The 18,270-nt window shown below is 61.4% G+C and carries 16 protein-coding genes and 1 pseudogene; 8 read left to right on the forward strand and 9 right to left on the reverse strand.

The genetic code is table 11. The features are described from left to right. Positions 1–104: 104 nt before the first annotated feature. Genes GQ59_RS05150 through GQ59_RS05165 form a run of 4 tightly spaced genes read right to left on the reverse strand, consistent with a single transcriptional unit; the run spans position 105 to position 2,578 of the window. Positions 105–431 carry a nuclear transport factor 2 family protein gene (locus GQ59_RS05150; RefSeq protein WP_051903801.1) on the reverse strand — a complete coding sequence of 109 codons (327 nt, stop codon included), beginning with the start codon at positions 429–431 and terminating at the stop codon, positions 105–107. Between the two features lie 10 nt (positions 432–441). After that, positions 442–1,422: a saccharopine dehydrogenase family protein gene (locus tag GQ59_RS05155; protein ID WP_037078451.1), complete on the reverse strand. Its 981-nt coding sequence runs from the start codon at positions 1,420–1,422 to the stop codon at positions 442–444. 1 nt (position 1,423) lies between these two features. After that, positions 1,424–1,819: a VOC family protein gene (locus tag GQ59_RS05160; protein ID WP_037078452.1), complete on the reverse strand. Its 396-nt coding sequence runs from the start codon at positions 1,817–1,819 to the stop codon at positions 1,424–1,426. Between the two features lie 15 nt (positions 1,820–1,834). Next, entirely contained in the window at positions 1,835–2,578 is a 744-nt protein-coding gene (locus GQ59_RS05165) for an SDR family NAD(P)-dependent oxidoreductase (protein ID WP_037078455.1), read from the reverse strand. A gap of 136 nt (positions 2,579–2,714) precedes the next feature. Here GQ59_RS05165 and GQ59_RS05170 point away from each other — a divergent pair, with 136 nt between their 5' ends. Then, on the forward strand, positions 2,715–3,596 hold the full coding sequence (locus GQ59_RS05170; RefSeq protein ID WP_037078458.1) for an AraC family transcriptional regulator: 882 nt from the start codon (positions 2,715–2,717) through the stop codon (positions 3,594–3,596). A 217-nt stretch (positions 3,597–3,813) separates the two neighbouring features. On the opposite strand, the gene GQ59_RS05175 is transcribed toward GQ59_RS05170, so the two are convergent. From GQ59_RS05175 to GQ59_RS05185, 3 genes and pseudogenes are all read right to left on the reverse strand, one after another. Beyond that, positions 3,814–4,452, reverse strand: a complete 639-nt coding sequence (locus GQ59_RS05175; protein WP_037078459.1) for a hypothetical protein — start codon at positions 4,450–4,452, stop codon at positions 3,814–3,816. Between the two features lie 305 nt (positions 4,453–4,757). Next, positions 4,758–5,383: pseudogene (locus GQ59_RS05180) on the reverse strand (hypothetical protein). A gap of 280 nt (positions 5,384–5,663) precedes the next feature. Next, on the reverse strand, positions 5,664–6,584 hold the full coding sequence (locus tag GQ59_RS05185; protein ID WP_037078462.1) for a LysR family transcriptional regulator: 921 nt from the start codon (positions 6,582–6,584) through the stop codon (positions 5,664–5,666). Positions 6,585–6,755: 171 nt separating this feature from the next. Between GQ59_RS05185 and GQ59_RS05190 the strand changes: the two genes are divergently transcribed. Genes GQ59_RS05190 through GQ59_RS05215 form a run of 6 tightly spaced genes read left to right on the forward strand, consistent with a single transcriptional unit; the run spans position 6,756 to position 15,225 of the window. Next, positions 6,756–8,264, forward strand: coding sequence for an ABC transporter substrate-binding protein (locus GQ59_RS05190; RefSeq protein ID WP_037078464.1), 1,509 nt, complete (start codon positions 6,756–6,758; stop codon positions 8,262–8,264). A gap of 12 nt (positions 8,265–8,276) precedes the next feature. After that, positions 8,277–9,218, forward strand: a complete 942-nt coding sequence (locus GQ59_RS05195) for an ABC transporter permease (RefSeq protein WP_037078467.1) — start codon at positions 8,277–8,279, stop codon at positions 9,216–9,218. Next, positions 9,215–10,978, forward strand: a complete 1,764-nt coding sequence (locus GQ59_RS05200; protein ID WP_037078469.1) for a dipeptide/oligopeptide/nickel ABC transporter permease/ATP-binding protein — start codon at positions 9,215–9,217, stop codon at positions 10,976–10,978. Before GQ59_RS05195 ends, GQ59_RS05200 begins: the two co-directional genes overlap by 4 nt. Then, complete coding sequence (locus GQ59_RS05205; protein ID WP_037078470.1) at positions 10,975–11,787, forward strand: ATP-binding cassette domain-containing protein; 813 nt, start codon at positions 10,975–10,977, stop codon at positions 11,785–11,787. Before GQ59_RS05200 ends, GQ59_RS05205 begins: the two co-directional genes overlap by 4 nt. Positions 11,788–11,790: 3 nt before the next feature. After that, a complete protein-coding gene (locus tag GQ59_RS05210) occupies positions 11,791–13,551 on the forward strand; it encodes a sulfatase family protein (protein ID WP_037078472.1) in 1,761 nt (586 codons plus the stop codon). A 12-nt stretch (positions 13,552–13,563) separates the two neighbouring features. After that, complete coding sequence (locus GQ59_RS05215) at positions 13,564–15,225, forward strand: glycoside hydrolase family 3 protein (RefSeq protein ID WP_037078474.1); 1,662 nt, start codon at positions 13,564–13,566, stop codon at positions 15,223–15,225. Positions 15,226–15,299: 74 nt separating this feature from the next. On the opposite strand, the gene GQ59_RS05220 is transcribed toward GQ59_RS05215, so the two are convergent. Both GQ59_RS05220 and GQ59_RS31760 read right to left on the reverse strand, forming a co-directional pair. Next, positions 15,300–16,253 carry a formylglycine-generating enzyme family protein gene (locus tag GQ59_RS05220; protein WP_037078476.1) on the reverse strand — a complete coding sequence of 318 codons (954 nt, stop codon included), beginning with the start codon at positions 16,251–16,253 and terminating at the stop codon, positions 15,300–15,302. Between the two features lie 88 nt (positions 16,254–16,341). Further along, the gene (locus GQ59_RS31760; protein ID WP_152564234.1) at positions 16,342–16,554 is read right to left on the reverse strand and encodes a hypothetical protein; all 213 of its coding nucleotides are present in this window, start codon (positions 16,552–16,554) and stop codon (positions 16,342–16,344) included. Positions 16,555–16,774: 220 nt separating this feature from the next. On the opposite strand from GQ59_RS31760, the gene GQ59_RS05225 reads away from it, so the two are divergent. Beyond that, the gene (locus GQ59_RS05225) at positions 16,775–18,256 is read left to right on the forward strand and encodes a lipopolysaccharide biosynthesis protein (RefSeq protein WP_037078478.1); all 1,482 of its coding nucleotides are present in this window, start codon (positions 16,775–16,777) and stop codon (positions 18,254–18,256) included. Positions 18,257–18,270 lie beyond the last annotated feature (14 nt).

Below are 18,270 nucleotides of genomic sequence, written 5' to 3' on the forward strand. Positions count from 1 at the left end.
AACATACTCCTTCCTGTGCGGGGGCTTGCGGATGCAAGCCTTCCCCGGCATCCACGCCTCAGGCGCAGATGTTCGTTGTCTGATGAGATTGTGAGGTGGGCCTGCTACTCGAGATCGGCGTCGATGCGCTCGATCCGGCCCTCAGAATTGATCGCGATCTTGAGGATGCCGACCTCGTGGCCGAAATCTCCCGTGAAATCGAGACGGACATTTGAGTTGAAGTCGTCCGGAGTCTCGATGGACAGCAGCCTGCTTGTGGTGTTGTACCCAACAAAGAACCGCTCGAGATAGATCCGGACGCCGGCCCTGCCGACGAAGGCGTCGCCGACCGAAACATCGTTGATGACGGCATCGGCAGCAAACAGGGACAGTGCGCCCTCAACGTCGAAGGCGTTGGCGGTCGCGATGAAGGATTCAACAAGCTTCTGCATCGTGCGTTCCTCAGATGTCGACGATCGTGGTATCAGCGATGGTCTGAGCGAAGCCGCTCCCGAACACAACTGCGGGCGTGTGGAAGCCGGGGCGGACTTCGCCTGCGAGCACACGGCGGCCAGCTTCGGCCGCAGCCATCGCCGTAAAAGTGTAACCGTTGACCGTGTCGAGAAGCGAGCGGATCACCTGGCCTTCCGCGTCTGTGATTTCGACGGCTGCCTGGTATCGGTTCGCGAGACGATCCTCTTCGCTCGGTCCATCCGGAAGCTGCGAGAGATCGCCCTGAGGGAACCCGTCTCCAGTCACATGCACAAAGGTCTCGACATTGGGGACGTCCGTCGACCGCCAGATCGTGATGAGATCGGGAAGCGTCACCGGGAAACAGTCGACCTCACCCTTGCCAAAGTCGAATTTCCGAATGCCCTCGGCAGGAGTGCTGACGAGCTTGCCGTCGATACGAGCCAGGGTCTGGGTGGTGACATTTTCCATAGCGCTGATTGCCGACCCGCGCGAGAGACCACCTGCGACATGCAGCGCGATCCTGATTTTGCGGGGGTCGCGGACTGTCTCGACAGCGTGCCCGGCTAGGCTGCCGAGCATTGCTACGCTGCCACCACCGCCTGGCATCAGCATGATCCCTGCTGCCTTCGCCTCGTCGTCCAGGATTTCGGCCAGACGGTAGCTGTCGAGTTCGGCAGCAGTATCAAGATAGTGGACGCCATTGCGGATCGCCGCACGCATCAGGACTCCGGCGGTCCGCAGGAAAGGCCCGGCGCAGTTCACCAGGACCGAAATATCGGCAAGGCCTTTGTCGATCGCCCCGGCGTCGTCGAGGCCGAACACCCGGTACTCAACGCCGAGCTCGGCGGCAAGCCTGGAGAGGGTCGCTTCGCTGCGGCCTGCGAGAACGAGAGGCGTGCCTGCTTTCGCATGTTTTGCTGCCATGCGGCCGGTATAGCCGGTCGCGCCATAGATCATCAGCTTTGTCATGTCAGTGCTGCCATTCCTTGTGGACGAATTCGAGGCCGTAGCCGTCCGGGTCGCGAACCTGGGCGGCGTAGTAACGCGGGTCGTAATGAAGCTGCAGGACGGGTGGATGGATCTCCGTTGCACCGGCGGCCATGGCGGCGTCGAAGGCTGCATCGACCTGGGCGGTGCCTTTGGCAACGAAACCCACGTGAGCCGCGCGACCTTCGACGACGCCTTCGCGAAGCCAGAAGAACACCCTGCCGTGCGCGCCAAAACCCTTGAGGTCGGGGTGGCCGGGAGGACCATCCTTGCCGTCGTAATCATGTGCGTGGACGATCCCGAGCGACGCCAGCGCCGCCTCGTAGAAGGCGATCGATCGGGCGATGTTGCTCACGGATATAAAGACATGATCGAGCACGCTGCTCTCCTTTGGTCAGATGATGTAGCCGCCGGCGACTTCGATATTTTGGGCGTTGATCCAGCGGTTCTCGCTCGATAGAAGGCTGGCCACGACCCCGCCGATCTCTTCGGGTTCGCCAACACGGCCGAGCGCGGTCTGGCCCGCGAGCATCGCCTCGAACTCGTCGTTCAGGCCGCCGCCGAGTTCGGTGCGGATCGCGCCCGGAGCTATCGAGTTCGCCCGGATGCCCCGCTCGCCGAACTCCTTCGCCATGTAGCGGGTCAGGACTTCGAGGCCACCCTTAAACGAGGCATAGGGCGCGACGCCTGCGGTCGCCACGCGCGATGTGGCGCTGGTGATGTTTATGATCTGGCCGTCATCCGCCATAAGCGGAAGCAGGATCTGGGTCAGGAAGAATGGGCCCCTGAGGTGGACGTTGAACAGTCCGTCGAACTGCTTTTCCGTGACTGTGGCGATCGGATTGAAGAGGCCATATCCGGCGTTGTTGACTAGATAGTCGAAGTCGCCACGGCCCCAGACGGATTGCAGTTGGGCGGCGACGGCATCACGAAATGTAGGGAAGGTACTAACGTCTCCGACATCGAGCTTCAGGGCCACGGCCCTGCCGCCGCTCTGCACGATCGTCTTCACGACCTCCTCTGCTTTTTCGGGATTGCTGTTGTAGGTGACTATCACACCCATGCCCTTTCGGGCGCATTCCACGGCGGTACTCGCTCCGAGGCCTCGGCTGCTTCCGGTGACGATGACGATCTTCATGGGGCTTCCCTTCCCTGTTCGGTATGACCTGAAGCTAGGCCGATGCCATCTCTGCCGCTCACCCATTTCTCTTTGTTTCTTGCCTATTTGTGCTTCACGCTTGCGGTCGCGTCCCCGGTCTGACACGCTCGCCTCTATGGAAAAGCAACTTCAGGAACTGCGCAGCTTGGCCTCGTCGGCCGAAAACCGCCGGACGGAAACGGGAATTCCCCGCTTCGCCATGGTGCAGGGCGAGATACCGGAACATCGGCTTTCGGCCGTCTACGAGCCGATGATCAACCTGATTCTGACGGGCTCGAAGACGATGACGGTCGGCGAACGGACCTTCGCCTACGACCCCGCCACCTATTTCGTCATGTCTGTCGATCTACCCGCCGTGGGGTCGGTGCATCCGTCGGTCACGGGGGAGCCGTATCTGGCGGTCAGCCTAACGCTCCACCCTCCGACGGTCGCGGCGCTGATCAGTGACCTGCCCGTGCAGGTATGCAGCAAGCTGTTCGGGTCGGGTTTCTCCGTTGCGCCCGTTAGCGAGGAATTTCTCGATGCCTGGGTGCGGATGCTTCGGCTTATGGGCCGGCCAGACGAGGTCGCGGTGCTCGCGCCTGCCTACGAACGGGAGATCCTGTTCCGGGTGCTGCAGGGACCCTTGGGCTGGATGCTTCGGGACATCGCGACGCCCGACGCGGCGCTCTCACGGATCAGCGTCGCGGTCCAATGGATACGAGAGAATTTCGCAAAGCCCTTGAGGGTCCAGGCGCTTGCCGAGATGGCGGCCCTGAGCGTCTCGGCATTCCACCGCCACTTCAAGGCTGTCACGGCGCTGAGCCCGATCCAATACCAAAAGCAGGTTCGCCTACTCCATGCCCGCACGCTTCTGATGGCAGGAGAGGGAAGCGCAACATCTGTGGCCTTCTGTGTCGGCTACGAAAGTCCGAACCAGTTCAGCCGGGAATACGCTCGGCGGTTCGGGCTACCCCCGTCCAAGGACGTAATACGTCTTCGTGGCGAGGCCGCGTAACTGTGCCTATGCCGGAGATGTCTATTTTCGACCGCTTAGCGCCGGCATCACGGACGTTCGTGTGGGCCGCAAGACTTCCCCAAAGCAGACTCTTGGCTTATTTGGGCTGAATGTTCGATCTGGGTGGTTTTCGGACAGTCTGGTTTGAAGGATCGTCAACCGATAAGCTGCCGTCCGTCTCACCCTCGAAGCTCGTCGCAGGCATATCGGTACGTCTTCAGACGCCACCTTGCCGATATCTCGGCGGGAGTTCTGCGATGGGCAGATCGTCGGCCTTGAACGGCTTACCGCTGGACCAGGGAAGCATGTTCAGCACTACACCTAAACTCGTGCTGATTGCCCCAAACACGAGCTTGCCAAGCGGCTTTTTCCAACCAGCAAGAAGCGCACCGAGCGGTTTGAAGATCAAAAGTGGGATTAAGCCGAACGGTAGGATCAAGAAGGTCAGCACCATCGGGGCCGCCGCCTCCATCATAGGGTCGCCGCCGTATCGAAGGCGGAGATGCGGGTTACGGGCGACTGCAAACGGAATCAGTTCTTCCATGAACCGAACGTAGTCGGCGGACCGATCGAGGCCTGTCTCTCCCTGCCAATCCAGCGAGGATAGCGCCCTTGACGCGAAGAGCGTCCGCAAACGCGCGCTGTGGACTGGAAACCCAGTGGTGCCGACCCCACTCGTAACGTGAAGGTGCAGGAAACGAAACGAAGTCCATGGGACGAGTCTGACGGACCGTCCTTGCGTCACCGAAAGGCCTTGGGCGTCGATGACGTAGGCCATCGTGATCCCTGGCGAGCTTTTATGATGAATATGGACTTTCGCGGTAAAGCGGTAGGTCGGAGGGTCGTCCGTCTGCAATTGAGCTCTCCAATACTGTCCACCAATGGAAGTGCCGCGTGTCCCGCGGTTGACTGCTTACGGGAGACTATAGATCAGCCGCTACCGTCTCCTACAAGGGTCGGTTGCTGAATGGCGGCTTACCGCAAAGGGGGGCTGAAACCCGCCAGGCTGCAGTCGGCCCCAAACCCGCCTTCCATGCTTTGGAAATATGCCGAGCTTGTGGGCCGTTCGCGGGAAATTTCTGAGTATAAGGAGCGCCCGCACATACAGCGACGGACTTCACCCCGTCACGGGCGCGATTGGCGCGTCGCGGGTCACCAACGCTAACGAAGGAACCCATCCCGTCCAAACTCATCCCATCCAGAGAGGTTTGAAGCCTCGTCGGAAACCGCCTGCGTAGGCGGCGAGGTTTTTGCGCGCTGCTTCAGCGAACGCGTGAGTTTCGCCTTGTATGCGGCCCGTCGCCTGTTTTCCGCTGCCGCTGTCGCGTCATGCTCCCGCCATTCCTCAACAACACCCGGTCGAGAATGTCTTCGACTAGCTTGGGATCAAAGACGTGGAACGTGATCTTTTTAGCCCGGCCACGCAACTTGACAGTTCGCGTTCCCGCACTGGGCAGTCGACCGTCTGCGAGCCAGCGGTGTCTCTCGCTCGTCTTAATCGCCAGGATGTCCTGTATTTCGCGCGGGATGACAGGCAACGTTTCGATGTCCTCCAGCGCTCTGGAGACAATGGTCGACGCGGCTTGAAACTCGGTCTTCGCGTTCGCGGGCATCGACAGGATCAGCTCATGTCCTTCGAGGATGAGCGATTTCTTCGATGTCACCGGGAGCCGTGCTCGCATCTCGAGAAGTATCCCTTTCGCACGGACTGACGACCCCAGCGTCGCTCCGGGCGTCAGTGTCCATGTCCTGAGGAATTCGATCTCGTTCTTTTCGTGCTTCGGCATGAAGCTTAGATGGGTTTCACATTCGGCCACATCAACGTTCGTTACGTCAGCGAGCCATTCGGGGGACCATGACGCTGCAGGGGCCATCGTAAGCGCGGCGATGTCAATGCGACGTTCGGCACCTCGACTTGGTGACCTGACACGCGCCATCACCTTCGACTTATGATTATTTTCGGGCAAACGAACGAGCGAACGACCCGCGCCGACTGGACGGCGACTTGAAAAATCAAGCGAAATCAATGCATGGTAGGGTGCCCGGCGACGATTCAACAGAGCGTAATCAGTTATCGAGATGAAACCGCTCCTTGCAGAGTGCGATCATCTGGCGCACCGGAGCCCAGTCGCCGAGTTCCTCGCGATAGATCACCCCCGTCCGCGTGTGCCTGTAATTGAGGTTGACCGGCACCGGGACGATGCGTGGGCAGGAGGTTGCCAGAACTGCCGCATCGGGCAGCAGGCAGAGGCAATCGCTCCGCTGAAGTATGGACAATGTCGAATGCAAGCTCTCGCAGCTCAGCCGGATGTCGGGCTCCCGCCCCAGCCGCTCGAAAAGACCGTGCTGCGTGGTGGCCTGATAGATCGGAAGCTCGGAATGGACGAGCCAGGGATAGTCGAGCAGGCGCTCCGGCGGAACCGCTCCTGCCGCATCGCGCGCGGCGAAGATCGGATGATCCTCACGTGCCATGACATTGTTGATCACTTTCGTCAGCGGAAGTGCGACGAGGCGGAAGTCTTGCGGATCATCGATCGTCATTCCCGTGAACAGCATGTCGAGGCGCCCCTCGAGGAGATCGGTGAGCGAGTTCGCATAACGGCTGTTCCTGAGCTCGAACACGATCTTGGGGAATCGTTGCTGCATGTCGACGAGCAGTTCCGGCAGGATTGCGGGACGCCACATCGGTCCGGCGCCGATCCGCAAATAGGCCTTGCCTATTGCCCTGTCGGACATCAGTTCCTGCTCGGCCACTTCCCAGTGACGCATCATCCGCAGCGATTCTGACAGGACTCTCTCCCCGAACAGCGTCGGACGGACGCCGCGTGCGTGCCGCTCCAGAAGCGGCCGCCCGAAATGGGCCTCCAACTGGGCGAGAGATCGAGACAAAGCGGGTTGCGTGAGGTTCAGCCGTTCGGCGGCGCGACGCAGACTGCCTTCCTCGACGATCGCCTGAAGACGGAAGAGGTGGGTGATCTGATCCAGCATGGCAAGTGATAAGCTTCATTTATCGGTAGCGCCGTTAATTGCATTTTTCGTGCATTGCCTCAACTGGTATGGCTTCGGGATGCCAAGAATGTGTATCTGGCAGAATCTTATTCGCTACATGCAGCCTGTCTGGCCGGGGAGCGGGCAAGTCAGGCTCTCGGGGAGGAGAGCATGCGAAACCGATTGATTTTGTCCGCCTTGACGGCGGCTTTTTTATCCGTGCCGCCGGTCGCACAGGCAGAGGTCGGGAACACTCCCGAAACGCTTGCGATCGCCGGCATTCTGGATAACGACACCTTCGACCGTGCCGGCCTTTCCATCGGCCATCGCGCCCAATATTGGATGCCGGTCTTCGATACCTTGCTCTACACGGCCCCCGACGGCAAGACGATGCCGAACCTGGCTACCGAATGGCGCTTCAACAGCGATGGCACGGAGCTGACGCTCAAGCTGCGTGAGGGCGTCAAATTTTCCGACGGAACACCGTTCAACGCGCAGGCGGTGAAGGCAAACCTCGAGTACCTGCGCGATGGCGTCGGGCAGAACACCTGGATGGCTGGCGCCATCAAGGATGTCGAGATCGTAGGCCCTGCCGAACTGAAGCTGCATCTCAAGGAGCCAGATCCGGGCATGCTCTTCAATCTGGCGACGGTCGGCGGCGCGATGGCGAGCCCCGCGACCCTCGGCAAGGCTGATTCCAAAATGCTCCCGATCGGCTCCGGGCCTTACATCTACGACACGGCACGCTCGGTGACAGGGCGGCAATACGTCTACAAGCGTAATCCGGATTATTGGAATGCCGGCGCCTTTCCGTTCGAAACCATGACGATCACCCCGATCAACGATCTCAGCGCGCGGATGAATGCGCTGAAATCCGGTCAGGTGGATGCCGCCGCGGGCGAAGGGCAGGTCGTCACCGAGGCCGAGGCGAGCAAGCTGACGGTTTCCAGATTGCCCGTGGACTGGCTGGGTCTGTTTCTCTCTGACCGCGACGGCAAGATGGTGAAGGCGCTGTCCGACGTCCGGGTCCGGCGCGCCATCAATATGGCATTCGATGAAAAAGCGATCCTGAAGTTCGTCGCCAGGGGTTACGGCGAAGTCACCGATCAGCCTTTCGTTCCGCCGAGCGAAGCCTTCGATCCATCGCTGGACGGGACCTATCCATATGACCCGAAGGCGGCCCGTGCCCTGCTTGCCGAAGCGGGTTATCCAAACGGCTTCAGCGTCACGATGCCGGATATCGGCACGCTTGCTCCCTATACGCCGATCATCACCCAGCAACTCAAGGATATCGGCGTCACCGTCAGCTGGGTGAAAGTTCCGCCGAACGTCACGATCGCCGAGTTGCTGTCGGGCAAATACCCGATGTTCCTCTTCCGTCTGGGCAGCCAGTCGCCCTGGGCCGACTTCAACAAATTCGCCTTCGCAAACTCCCCCTGGAATACGTCCAAGGCAAAGGACGAAAAGCTGGAGGCTCTCCTGAAGAAAGCCCAGTACACGCCTCCAGGCAAGGAGCAGAATGCCGCGATGCAGGCCGCCAATCGATACATGGTCGAGAATGCCTTCTTTGCGCCGTGGTTCCGGATCGACAGCATTTACATTTCCAGCGCGGAGGTGAAGGTCCAGATGCAGGCGCAGAACATCGTGCCTTGGCCGCGCAATTATGCGCCTGCAAAGTGAGTTCGGACGCCGATGATACGGTATCTTCTGAAACGGGTCGCCTCCGGCATCGCGCTGCTTTGCCTGGTCTCGACCATAACCTTCATGATGGTTTTCGGCGCCACGGGCAACGTCGCCCGCAACATTCTCGGTGAGAACGCGACGGCCGACCAGGTGACGGCGCTGAACAGCCGGCTGGGGCTCGACCGACCGCTGATGGTCCAATTCGGGGATTGGGTGAGCCATGCCGTTCGCGGCGACCTTGGCCCGTCATGGACGATGAGCGAGAGCGTGGCGTCGGCACTTGCAAGCCGGCTGCCCGTCACCCTGTCGATGGTGACGATCGCCGTGGCGATGATGGCGCTCCTTTCGGCAATGCTCGGCATCGCCGCGGCTGTCCGCGGCGGCTGGGCGGACCGCGCCATCCAGATCGTCAGCGTCGCAGGTTTTGCCATGCCCAACTTCTGGCTTGGCCTGCTGCTGGTCCTTACCTTCTCGGTCAAGCTCGGTTTGTTGCCCGCGACCGGTTATGTTTCGTTCAGTGCTTCACCGTCCGCCTGGGCGGCTTCCCTGGTGCTTCCCGTGACGGCGCTGGTGCTTTCGGGAATAGCTTCGGCCTCCCAGCAGATCCGGGGCGCGGTCATCGACGCGCTCAAGCAGGATTACGTGCGCACACTCCGCGCCCGCGGCGTCAGCCCGCGTTCGGTGCTCTATCGCCACGCGCTGCGCAACGCGATGCCGGCGGCGCTGACCGTGCTTTCGGTACAGTTCATTGCTCTTCTGGGCGGCGCCGCCGTCATCGAGCGCGTGTTCGCCATTCCCGGCATGGGCTCGTTGACGGTCTCGGCTGCCCTGATCGGCGACGTTCCCGTGCTCATGGGAGTGGTCGTGACCCTCATCATCGTGGTCGTTCTGGTGAACATACTGATAGACTTCCTCAACGCATGGGCAAATCCGAAGGTGAGGATGTCATGAGCGACATCAACACCGCCCAGCCGCCAATGCCCGCCGCTTCGCAGCGCCGTCACTTCGTCCGCTCGGTGCTCACCAATCCGACAGGCCTTGTCGCCTCGCTGGCGCTGCTGATCGTCATCGCATCGGCGATCTTCGCGCCTCTGCTTGCACCCAACGATCCGTCCGCCGTCCAGATATTCAAGGTCAATGCCGTCGCCGGCGACGGTTATCTCCTCGGCGGCGACGGTTCGGGGCGCGACATATGGAGCCGTCTCGTGCATGGCGGCCGCAACACATTCCTCGGCGCGCTGATCACGGTCGTCATCGCCGCATCCATCGGGGTGACGGCGGGGCTCTTCGCCGGCTTTTACGGCAGGAAGCTCGACCTCGTGGCCCGCTGGATCTCCGACGGCATCATGGCGCTGCCGGCGCTGATCGTATTGCTCGCCTTCTATCAGGCGCTCGGGGCCTCGATCTACCTGTCGATGGCGGTCTTCGGGGTGATGCTGTCGCCGGGCTTCTTCCGGCTTACGCGCAATCTCGTCAACGGCGTCAAACACGAGCTCTATATCGACGCGGCGCGGGTCTCGGGTCTCAGCGACCTCAGGATCATCACCAGGCATATCCTGCTTTCGGTGCGGGCGCCGGTGGTCATCCAGACCTCCATCGTCGCCGGGATCGCGATCGTCGTCCAGTCCGGCCTCGAGTTCCTCGGGCTGGGTGACCCCAGCACGCCGACCTGGGGCGGCATGCTGCAGGACGCCTTTTCCAACATCTATGTCTCGCCGCAGGCGATCCTCTGGCCGGGGCTGGCAATCACGGCAACGGTGGCTTCGCTGGTGCTGCTTGCGAACGCCATCCGGGACCGCATGCAACAGGGCGGCGTTCAGGTCAGAGCGCCGAAGGTCCTTCCCCTGGCGGCGAGCGAACCGCTGCCGCCAACCACATCCGATATGCTTCTCGACGTGCGGGATCTGGTCGTAGCCTATCCTGCGAACGACGGCTGGCGCGAAGTCGTCAAGGGTGTGAGCCTCAGCCTCAAGCGAGGCGAAGTCCTGGGGCTCGTCGGCGAAAGCGGATCGGGCAAGAGCCAGACGGCCTTCGCCATCCTCGGACTTCTGTCGCCCGGCGGCCGGGTTCTCTCCGGCTCCATCCGGTTCGACGGCATCGATCTCGGCAAACCTTCCGGGGATGAGGTCCGGGCTCTTCGCGGCAAGCGCATCGCCTATGTTCCCCAGGAGCCGATGGCCAATCTGGATCCGGCGTTCCGGATCGGATTCCAGCTCGTCGAGCCGATGATGACGGTGCTCGGAATTTCGCGGGCGGAAGCGACGCGACGGGCGCTGAAACTGCTTGCCCGCGTGAAGCTGCCGGATCCGGAACGGGTATTTCGCGCCTATCCGCACGAGATCTCGGGGGGCATGGCCCAGCGCGTCCTCATTGCCGGTGCGGTCGCCTGCAGCCCCGACCTTCTGATCGCCGACGAACCGACGACTGCGCTCGACGTAACCGTGCAGGCCGAAGTGCTCGATCTTCTGCGCGACCTGCAAAAGGAGTTCAACATGGCGGTCATGCTGGTGACCCACAATTTCGGAGTCGTGGCGGATAGCTGCGACCGGGTGGCCGTCATGAAGGACGGCAGGATCGTCGAAATCAACACCGTGGCCGACCTCTTCGCCGCGCCGTCGCACGACTACACCCGCATGCTTCTCGATTCCGTCCTCGAAGCTGGCAGGACGCGCACATATCGGCCACCGATGACGGAGGGGATGCGGGCATGAACGATCGCATCCTTGTCGATTGCCGCGACGTCAACGTCCATTTCGGCGCACACCATGTCCTGAAGCACGTCAATCTGACCATCCGTCCCGGCGAAACCGTGGGGCTGGTGGGTGAGAGCGGATCGGGCAAGACGACGCTCGGGCGCGCCATTCTCGGCATCGGCCCCGTCAGCTCCGGCGAGATATGGTTCGACGGCGAGAATATCGCTGGAGTGCCGCCTCGCTCACGCAAGGGCCAGGCGGCCATCCAGGCGGTATTCCAGGATCCCTACAGCTCGCTCAACCCGTCGATGACGATCGAGGACATCCTGACGGAACCGATTGTCGCGCGCGGGCTTGCCTCGCGTGCCGATGCCTCCCGGCAGGTCCGAAAGCTGCTCGATCAGGTCGCCCTGCCAAGCGATGCGGCGGAACGGTTTGCCCGCGAGTTTTCCGGCGGCCAGCGCCAGCGGATCGCCATCGCCCGGGCGCTGGCGCTGTCTCCACGGCTCATCGTCTGCGATGAACCGGTCTCCGCACTCGATCTTTCCACTCAATCCCGGGTGATGGATCTGTTCATCGAGATCCAGGAGCGGACGGGTGTCGCCTATCTGTTCGTTTCCCACGATCTGGCTGCGGTGCGCCACATTTCACATCGCGTCGCGGTGATGCGCTTCGGCGAGATCGTCGAATTCGGAGAATGCGATCAGGTGACGGCGCGCCCCGCTCACGACTACACGAAGCGTCTGCTTCTCGCCGCGCCCGTCGCCGATCCCGCAAGGCAGGCGGAACGGCGCGCCGCGTTTCGCGCCCTTGCAATGACGGCCTAAACCATGCGCGCCATCGTCCTGATGTTCGACAGCCTCAACCGCCGTCTTCTGCCGTCCTATGGCGACAGGACCGCGCATGCGCCGAATTTCGGGCGGCTTGCGGAAAAGACGGCCACGTTCGACCGCTGTTATGCCGGTTCCATGCCCTGCATGCCGGCGCGGCGCGAAATGCATACCGGCCGATACAACTTTCTCCACCGGTCCTGGTCACCGATCGAGCCGTTCGATGACAGCGTGCCGGAATTGCTGAGAAACGCCGGGATCTACACCCATCTCGTCACCGACCATCAGCATTATTGGGAGGATGGGGGGGCGACCTACCATACGCGCTTTTCGTCGCACGAGTTCTTTCGCGGCCAGGAAGGCGACCTCTGGAAAGGCATTGTCGAAGGTGTGGATCGCACGCGTCTCGTCGACTTCCTCTACCAGATGAAGCGGCACGACCCAATCAACCGGACCTATCTCAGGGACGAGCGAGACCACCCGCAAACGCGGACATTCGATGCCGGCCTGCAGTTCATCGAGACCAATGCCGGCCAGGACGACTGGATGCTGCAGATCGAGACTTTCGATCCGCACGAGCCGTTCTTCAGCTATGCCGAATATCACGCGCTCTACCCCGATACCGGCGAGGATTTCGACTGGCCGCCTTATGATCGCGTCACCGAGGCTGAAGAACGGGTTCTCCAGGCGCGGCATCGCTATCTGGCGCTGCTTTCGATGTGCGACCGCAATCTCGGCCGGCTGCTTGACATGATGGACGAGAAGAACATGTGGGACGATACGATGCTGATCGTTTGCACGGACCATGGCTATATGCTCGGCGAAAGGGGCTGGTGGGGTAAATCCGTCATGCCGTGGTACGACGAGACGATCCACACGCCCTTCTTCGTCTGGGATCCGCGGGCCAGGGTTGCCGGCGAGCGGCGCTCCGCGCTCGTCCAAACCATAGACATAGCGCCGACGCTCCTCGACCTCTTCGGCCTCCGGCCGACGCCTGATATGCAGGGAAGGCCGCTCCTCGAGGCGGTCAGAAACGATGCTCCGGTCCGCAACGCGGGACTGTTCGGGAATTTCGGGGGGCACGTGTGTGTCACCGATGGCCGTTACGTCTACATGCGATGCTGCGCCGCCGAGGACAATTCGCCGCTCCATGAATATACGCTGATGCCGACCCACATGCGCGCCCGCTTCTCTCCGGACGAACTGTCGAAGGCGGAGCTCGCGCAGCCTTTTTCCTTTACCAAAGGGGCTCCTGTCCTGCGCATACCGGGATGGACGATCCGGGGCCCCTGGGTCTTCGGGACCCTGCTCTACGATCTTGAGACGGATCCCGAGCAGAAAAATCCGCTCCGGGACGAGAGAATCGAATTGCGGTTGGTCGAGTTGCTTGTCGATCTGATGCGTGCCTCCGATGCGCCCTCCGATCAGTTCGAACGGCTGGGCCTTCCGCAAACGGGACCGGTGGGGACCGAACACCTGCTCATCGACAGACAATGGGCGCAGGTCGTTTCCGGCCAGCGGACCGTGGCGAAGGTGAGCGATTTCCCTCAAGGCGCTCGGGTGGCGAATATCCCGATCGCGAAGCTCATGGCCGACGAAACGACGCGCCGCATCCTGATTGCGGAGGTTTCTCGTCTTGCGAACGGGCAACTGCCTGCCCCGCTCGCCGCAAAGACGCTCGTACAGGCCGCGACGGCCTGGCCGGAACTGGACTTGGAAAAGCTCGAGGCGATCGAGCGCGCGCTTACCGAGCAGGTTTGAACGGAGGGATCGATGGCATCGACACTGGATCATCTGACGAAATCGCCCTTCAATCTCGATCGCGAAGCCCTCGACTGGGTGACCCGGACGTTTCAGGCTCTGGACGATACCGCCCGTACAGCCCAGCTTTTCAATCTCAGTTCGCGCGGTGATGACCGCGAGGCCGAGATCGCCCGCCTCGGCGATCTGCAGCCGGGCGGCATCACCCGCTATTTCGGTGCCGCCGGTAACAGGGAACGCGAACATATGGCCGCGATCCAGGCCAGGGCCAGAGTGCCTTTGCTGGTTTCCGCCGATCTCGAAGGCTCCCGCATGAGCCTCCCCTTCGGCACGGCCGTCCCCAATCCGCTGGCCCTGGCCGCCGTCGATGAAGTTGAGCTGACCGAGGCGATTTCCGACCTGATGGCGCGCGAAGCCCGTTCCGTCGGGATCAACTGGTCCTTCACGCCGGTGCTGGATATCAACGCCGCCTTTCGCAGCCCGATCGTCGCAACCCGGGGATATGGCTCGGATCCGGCGCTGATCGAACGTCACGCGCTGGCGCAGATGCGCGTCTTCCAGCGGCTCGGCCTTGCCGCAACCGTGAAACACTGGCCGGGCGAAGGTTATGACGAGCGCGACCAGCATCTGGTCACAACCATTAATCCGCTGTCGATGGAAGAATGGCGCGCCACCTTCGGCCTGCTCTATAAGGCCGCCATCGATCAGGGCGTCAAGTCCGTCATGTCGGCGCATATCGCACTGCCGGCCTATGTCTTGGAACGCGATCCGGATGCCGGCGAAGAAGCCTATCTGCCGGCTTCAGTCTCTGCCCCGCTCAATATCGCACTCCTGCGCGGCGAGCTCGGGTTCAACGGCCTGATCGTCTCAGACGCAAGCGAGATGGCAGGTCTCTCCGGCGTGATGCCGGCGCACGACGCGAAGATCGAGATCATTGCGGGTGGCTGCGACATGGTCCTTTTCTCCTCCAAGCCGGAGGCTGAAATTGCTGCGGTGCGTGACGCCGTCCAGTCCGGGCGCATTCCGGCAGAACGTTTCCACGATGCGGTCACACGCGTCCTCGCCCTCAAGGCGTCGCTCGGCCTGCATCGCGCAGTCGAGATGCCGGTTTATGCCGGTGCGGCTCCCGCCCAAAAACTCGCCCACGAAGCTTTCGCTCGCGCCCCGACTCTGGTGAAGGACAGGAACGGCACGGTGCCTCTCGATCCCGAAAAGCATCGCCGCATCCTTGTCGTTTCCGGCGGGATCGTCGAGCCGATGCAGAATGCGAGGCTGGATTTCAAGCTGCCGGACATGCTGGCTGCCGAGGGTTTCGAGGTGACCCTCCATTCCTATGGCACGCCGCTCGATGCGGACGGGCACGATCTCGTCCTCTATCTGTTCGGCGAAGAGACCCTTCTGACGCGCGGGCGAATCTTTCTCGATTGGCGGGCACTTCACGGAGATTTCAGGGCCGCCATGAAACGGCCGTGGACAAGCCTGCCGACCGTGATGATCTCCTTCGGTTTTCCCTATTATCTCTACGACGCTCCGCGGGTGCCGACCTATATAAACGCCTATTCCACCCATGAGGCGATGCAGGCCGCAGTGGTCGAGGCGTTGATGGGGCGCAGGCCGTGGAATCGCAACAATCCCGTCGATCCCTTCGCCGGAGCGCCGGACGCGCGATACTGACGGCCTCCGGCATGCACGCCGGGTGAGGGACATGTGCAGCTCGCCGATCAACCAGACCGCGGAGCCACCTGCGATCAAAGACCATTGTCCTTTCCAGCTGCAACGTCATAGGCAACCCTGAAGCCGGTATTGCTCGATGCGCTATCCGGGGAGAGACCCATCCGCGCTGCGATCCGGTACCGATAGCAGTAACTCTTGTGGCAGAGGAACGAACCGCCCTTCAGCACCTTGTCGGAAAAGCGTTTCGCATGCTCGTTCCGCGCCTTTGCCTGTTTCGAGAGCGAGCGCACCTTGAAAGGGTCGGCGGTCCACTCCCAGACATTGCCGGCGAGATTGTAGAAGCCGGCCTCATTCGGGGTGAAGCTGCGTACCGGCGCAGTGCCGAAATATCCGTCCTGGAGCGTGTTGGTGTCGGGAAAACGGCCTTGCCAGATATTGCAGAAGATCGCCTCGTCGGTCGGCTCCTCCTCGCCCCAGGGATACCGCCGGCGGCGGTTTCCGCCGCGCGCGGCATGCTCCCATTCCGCTTCCGTTGGCAGGCGCCCGCCGACCCATTGCGCGAACGCGAGCGCATCGTTCCAGGAAACGTGGGTGACAGGATGGTCAAGCCGATCGTCGATGGAACTGTCCCGACCTTCCGGCTGCCGCCATGTGGCATCATCGATGCGCGTCCACCAAGGGGTGCCGACGACACCGCCCGTCGCAAGGCTGATGTCACCGAGCAGCGGCGCGAACACGGCAGAGGAGCCGAAGCGTTCCGATTCCGTCACATACCCGGTCGCGTCGACGAATGCGGCAAACCTGCCGATCGTGACCGTCTCGGCCTCGAGGTGATAATCCTGCAGCGAGACCTTGCGCTCCGGCCCCTCGCCATCGGTGGAAATCACCGGATCATGCGTTCCGACGAACGTGTCGCCACCCTTGACGGCAATCGTTTGCCCACGGATGCCGCGAGAGATCGTGTTTGCGGATGTGTCGAATATTCCCTGCCCCGTTTCCCGTCTCGATCCTGAACAGCATCCACTCATCGCATTTTCCCGATAGGCCTTTATTCTTTCTACGGACTCGGACGGCAGCCTCATCGTCCCCATCGACGGCTTCGCCTTGATAAATCTATTAACGCCCGATCGCGGGAATGCCAAAAGCAATCGGACGACGCGGGCTGAAAACGCGGTCATCTTCTCGACGTTGTGCACCTGCTCTTCGCAGTTGCGAACGGCACCACAAAACCAACATCATTTCCAGCCAACTAGATTGCCGGCGGTTTGCAGCCTTGGCGAAAGGCGGCCGGATCGCGCCGTCGGACGAGAGATCGACTCGTTCGGTCATTGGGGAATCCGCACGAGGCTGCCAGGGGAAAATTGCATGGAGAGATCGATGACCGAAGTGTCCAGCAGATAGGCCTTCCCATTTTAATGCAGCAAGGAAATCTCACGCACCATGGGCGCGGAACCTGCGGCTTGAAAAGGAGCCGGAACTCCGAGAAAGAGGGTAGCTACGGAATGATGTCGCTCACGTACGATCGGTATTTGTCGCGAAGAGGTCGGTCATGAGCATCGCTGACCGCCTGGTAACCGGAAGTCTCTGGGTCTCCTTCTCGAGGATCATCGTCAATGGATTGTCGACCCTCAGTACCATCATCCTGGCCTGGTATCTCCTGCCGTCGGATTTCGGCCTCGTAGCGCTTGCGACCACGATGCTCGCCATCGTGACGACGATAACCGAGCTTTCGTTGAACGAAGCGCTTATCCGTCACGAGGATCCGGGAGAATCCCATTTCAGCGCCGCATGGACACTGGGTGCGGCCCGCGGCCTGATATTATGCGCCTTGTTCGCCGCTTTCGCCTATCCGGCGTCCCTCATCTACGACGAGCCGCGCCTTTTCGACGTCCTCCTTGTCCTGAGCCTTAGCCTCCTCATCAACGGGTTCGCAAATCCGCGAAGGATCATGCTCCAGCGGGACCTGATTTTCTGGCAGGAGTTCGTCCTGAACGTTGCCCAGAAGGTTGCCGGATTCGTGGCAACCGTCGCCATCGCCGTGATCTATCAAACCTATTGGGCGCTTGTGATCGGCACATTGGTGATGCAGATCACCAATGTCGTGGCGTCCTATTTCATCCTGCCGTTCCGGCCCCGGATCACCTTCTCCCATATGCGCGAGTTCTTTTCGTTTTCGATCTGGATTACCGCCGGGCAGATCGTCAACACGCTCAATTGGCGTTTCGACTACCTGCTCATCGGCAAGCTGCTGACCGGCTCCGCCCTGGGATATTATTCGCTGGGAGGCCAGCTCGCGATGACGCCCACGCGCGAAGCGACCGCGCCGCTGACCGCCACCATCTATCCCGCTTTTGCCAATGTCCGCCACGATCCCGCGCGTCTCGCCGCAGCCTATCAGCGAGCGCAGGCATTGCTGACGGCGGTCGCTTTGCCGGCCGGCATCGGGATGGCGGTCATCGCAGATCCCCTGGTCAGGCTCGTGCTTGGTGAAAAGTGGCTTCCGGTGATTTTCATCATCCAGGCGCTGGCCTCCGTTTATGCGCTGCAGACATTGGGATCTCTCAATCAGCCCCTCGGCATGGCGCTGGGGCAAACCCGGACCCTGTTCATCCGCGATGCGCAGATGCTTCTCGTCCGGATCCCGGTGATTACGATCGGCCTGGTGTTCTGGGGGCTTCCGGGGCTGATAATCAGCCGTGTGCTCACCGGCCTTTTCAGCGCTTTCGTGAACATGATCATTGTGAAGCGCTTCATAAGCGTTTCGGTCTCCGCACAGCTATGGGCAAATTTCAGAGCGCTTGCCAGCTCGGCCGTCATGGCTGCCGGTGTAACGCTTGCCGATCGCTCCATGGGAGTCGAAACAACACATACCGGGCTGGTCCTACAACTTGCCGCCCTTATCTGCCTTGGAGGCGTTCTCTATTGCGGCACCAGTGTCTTTCTCTGGCTGGTTATGGATCGACCAAACGGTCCGGAGACGGAAGTCAGAAAGATCGCCGCCAAGGTATTGTCCAAAGTCAGTCACGCCTGATCGCGGGGCTTGTT

Origin of the sequence: Neorhizobium vignae, assembly GCF_000732195.1 — a bacterium.
Classification (GTDB): domain Bacteria; phylum Pseudomonadota; class Alphaproteobacteria; order Rhizobiales; family Rhizobiaceae; genus Neorhizobium; species Neorhizobium vignae.

What these genes read in the sequence shown, in the direction of transcription:
- GQ59_RS05205 (WP_037078470.1), top strand. Translation starts at nt 10,975, where the DNA reads ATGAACGATCGCATCCTTGTCGATTGCCGCGACGTCAACGTCCATTTC.
- GQ59_RS05170 (WP_037078458.1), top strand. Translation starts at nt 2,715, where the DNA reads ATGGAAAAGCAACTTCAGGAACTGCGCAGCTTGGCCTCGTCGGCCGAA.
- GQ59_RS05195 (WP_037078467.1), top strand. Translation starts at nt 8,277, where the DNA reads ATGATACGGTATCTTCTGAAACGGGTCGCCTCCGGCATCGCGCTGCTT.
- GQ59_RS05200 (WP_037078469.1), top strand. Translation starts at nt 9,215, where the DNA reads ATGAGCGACATCAACACCGCCCAGCCGCCAATGCCCGCCGCTTCGCAG.
- GQ59_RS05150 (WP_051903801.1), bottom strand. Translation starts at nt 431, where the DNA reads ATGCAGAAGCTTGTTGAATCCTTCATCGCGACCGCCAACGCCTTCGAC.
- GQ59_RS05210 (WP_037078472.1), top strand. Translation starts at nt 11,791, where the DNA reads ATGCGCGCCATCGTCCTGATGTTCGACAGCCTCAACCGCCGTCTTCTG.
- GQ59_RS31760 (WP_152564234.1), bottom strand. Translation starts at nt 16,554, where the DNA reads ATGACCGAACGAGTCGATCTCTCGTCCGACGGCGCGATCCGGCCGCCT.
- GQ59_RS05155 (WP_037078451.1), bottom strand. Translation starts at nt 1,422, where the DNA reads ATGACAAAGCTGATGATCTATGGCGCGACCGGCTATACCGGCCGCATG.
- GQ59_RS05190 (WP_037078464.1), top strand. Translation starts at nt 6,756, where the DNA reads ATGCGAAACCGATTGATTTTGTCCGCCTTGACGGCGGCTTTTTTATCC.
- GQ59_RS05225 (WP_037078478.1), top strand. Translation starts at nt 16,775, where the DNA reads ATGAGCATCGCTGACCGCCTGGTAACCGGAAGTCTCTGGGTCTCCTTC.
- GQ59_RS05215 (WP_037078474.1), top strand. Translation starts at nt 13,564, where the DNA reads ATGGCATCGACACTGGATCATCTGACGAAATCGCCCTTCAATCTCGAT.
- GQ59_RS05220 (WP_037078476.1), bottom strand. Translation starts at nt 16,253, where the DNA reads ATGAGTGGATGCTGTTCAGGATCGAGACGGGAAACGGGGCAGGGAATA.
- GQ59_RS05165 (WP_037078455.1), bottom strand. Translation starts at nt 2,578, where the DNA reads ATGAAGATCGTCATCGTCACCGGAAGCAGCCGAGGCCTCGGAGCGAGT.
- GQ59_RS05185 (WP_037078462.1), bottom strand. Translation starts at nt 6,584, where the DNA reads ATGCTGGATCAGATCACCCACCTCTTCCGTCTTCAGGCGATCGTCGAG.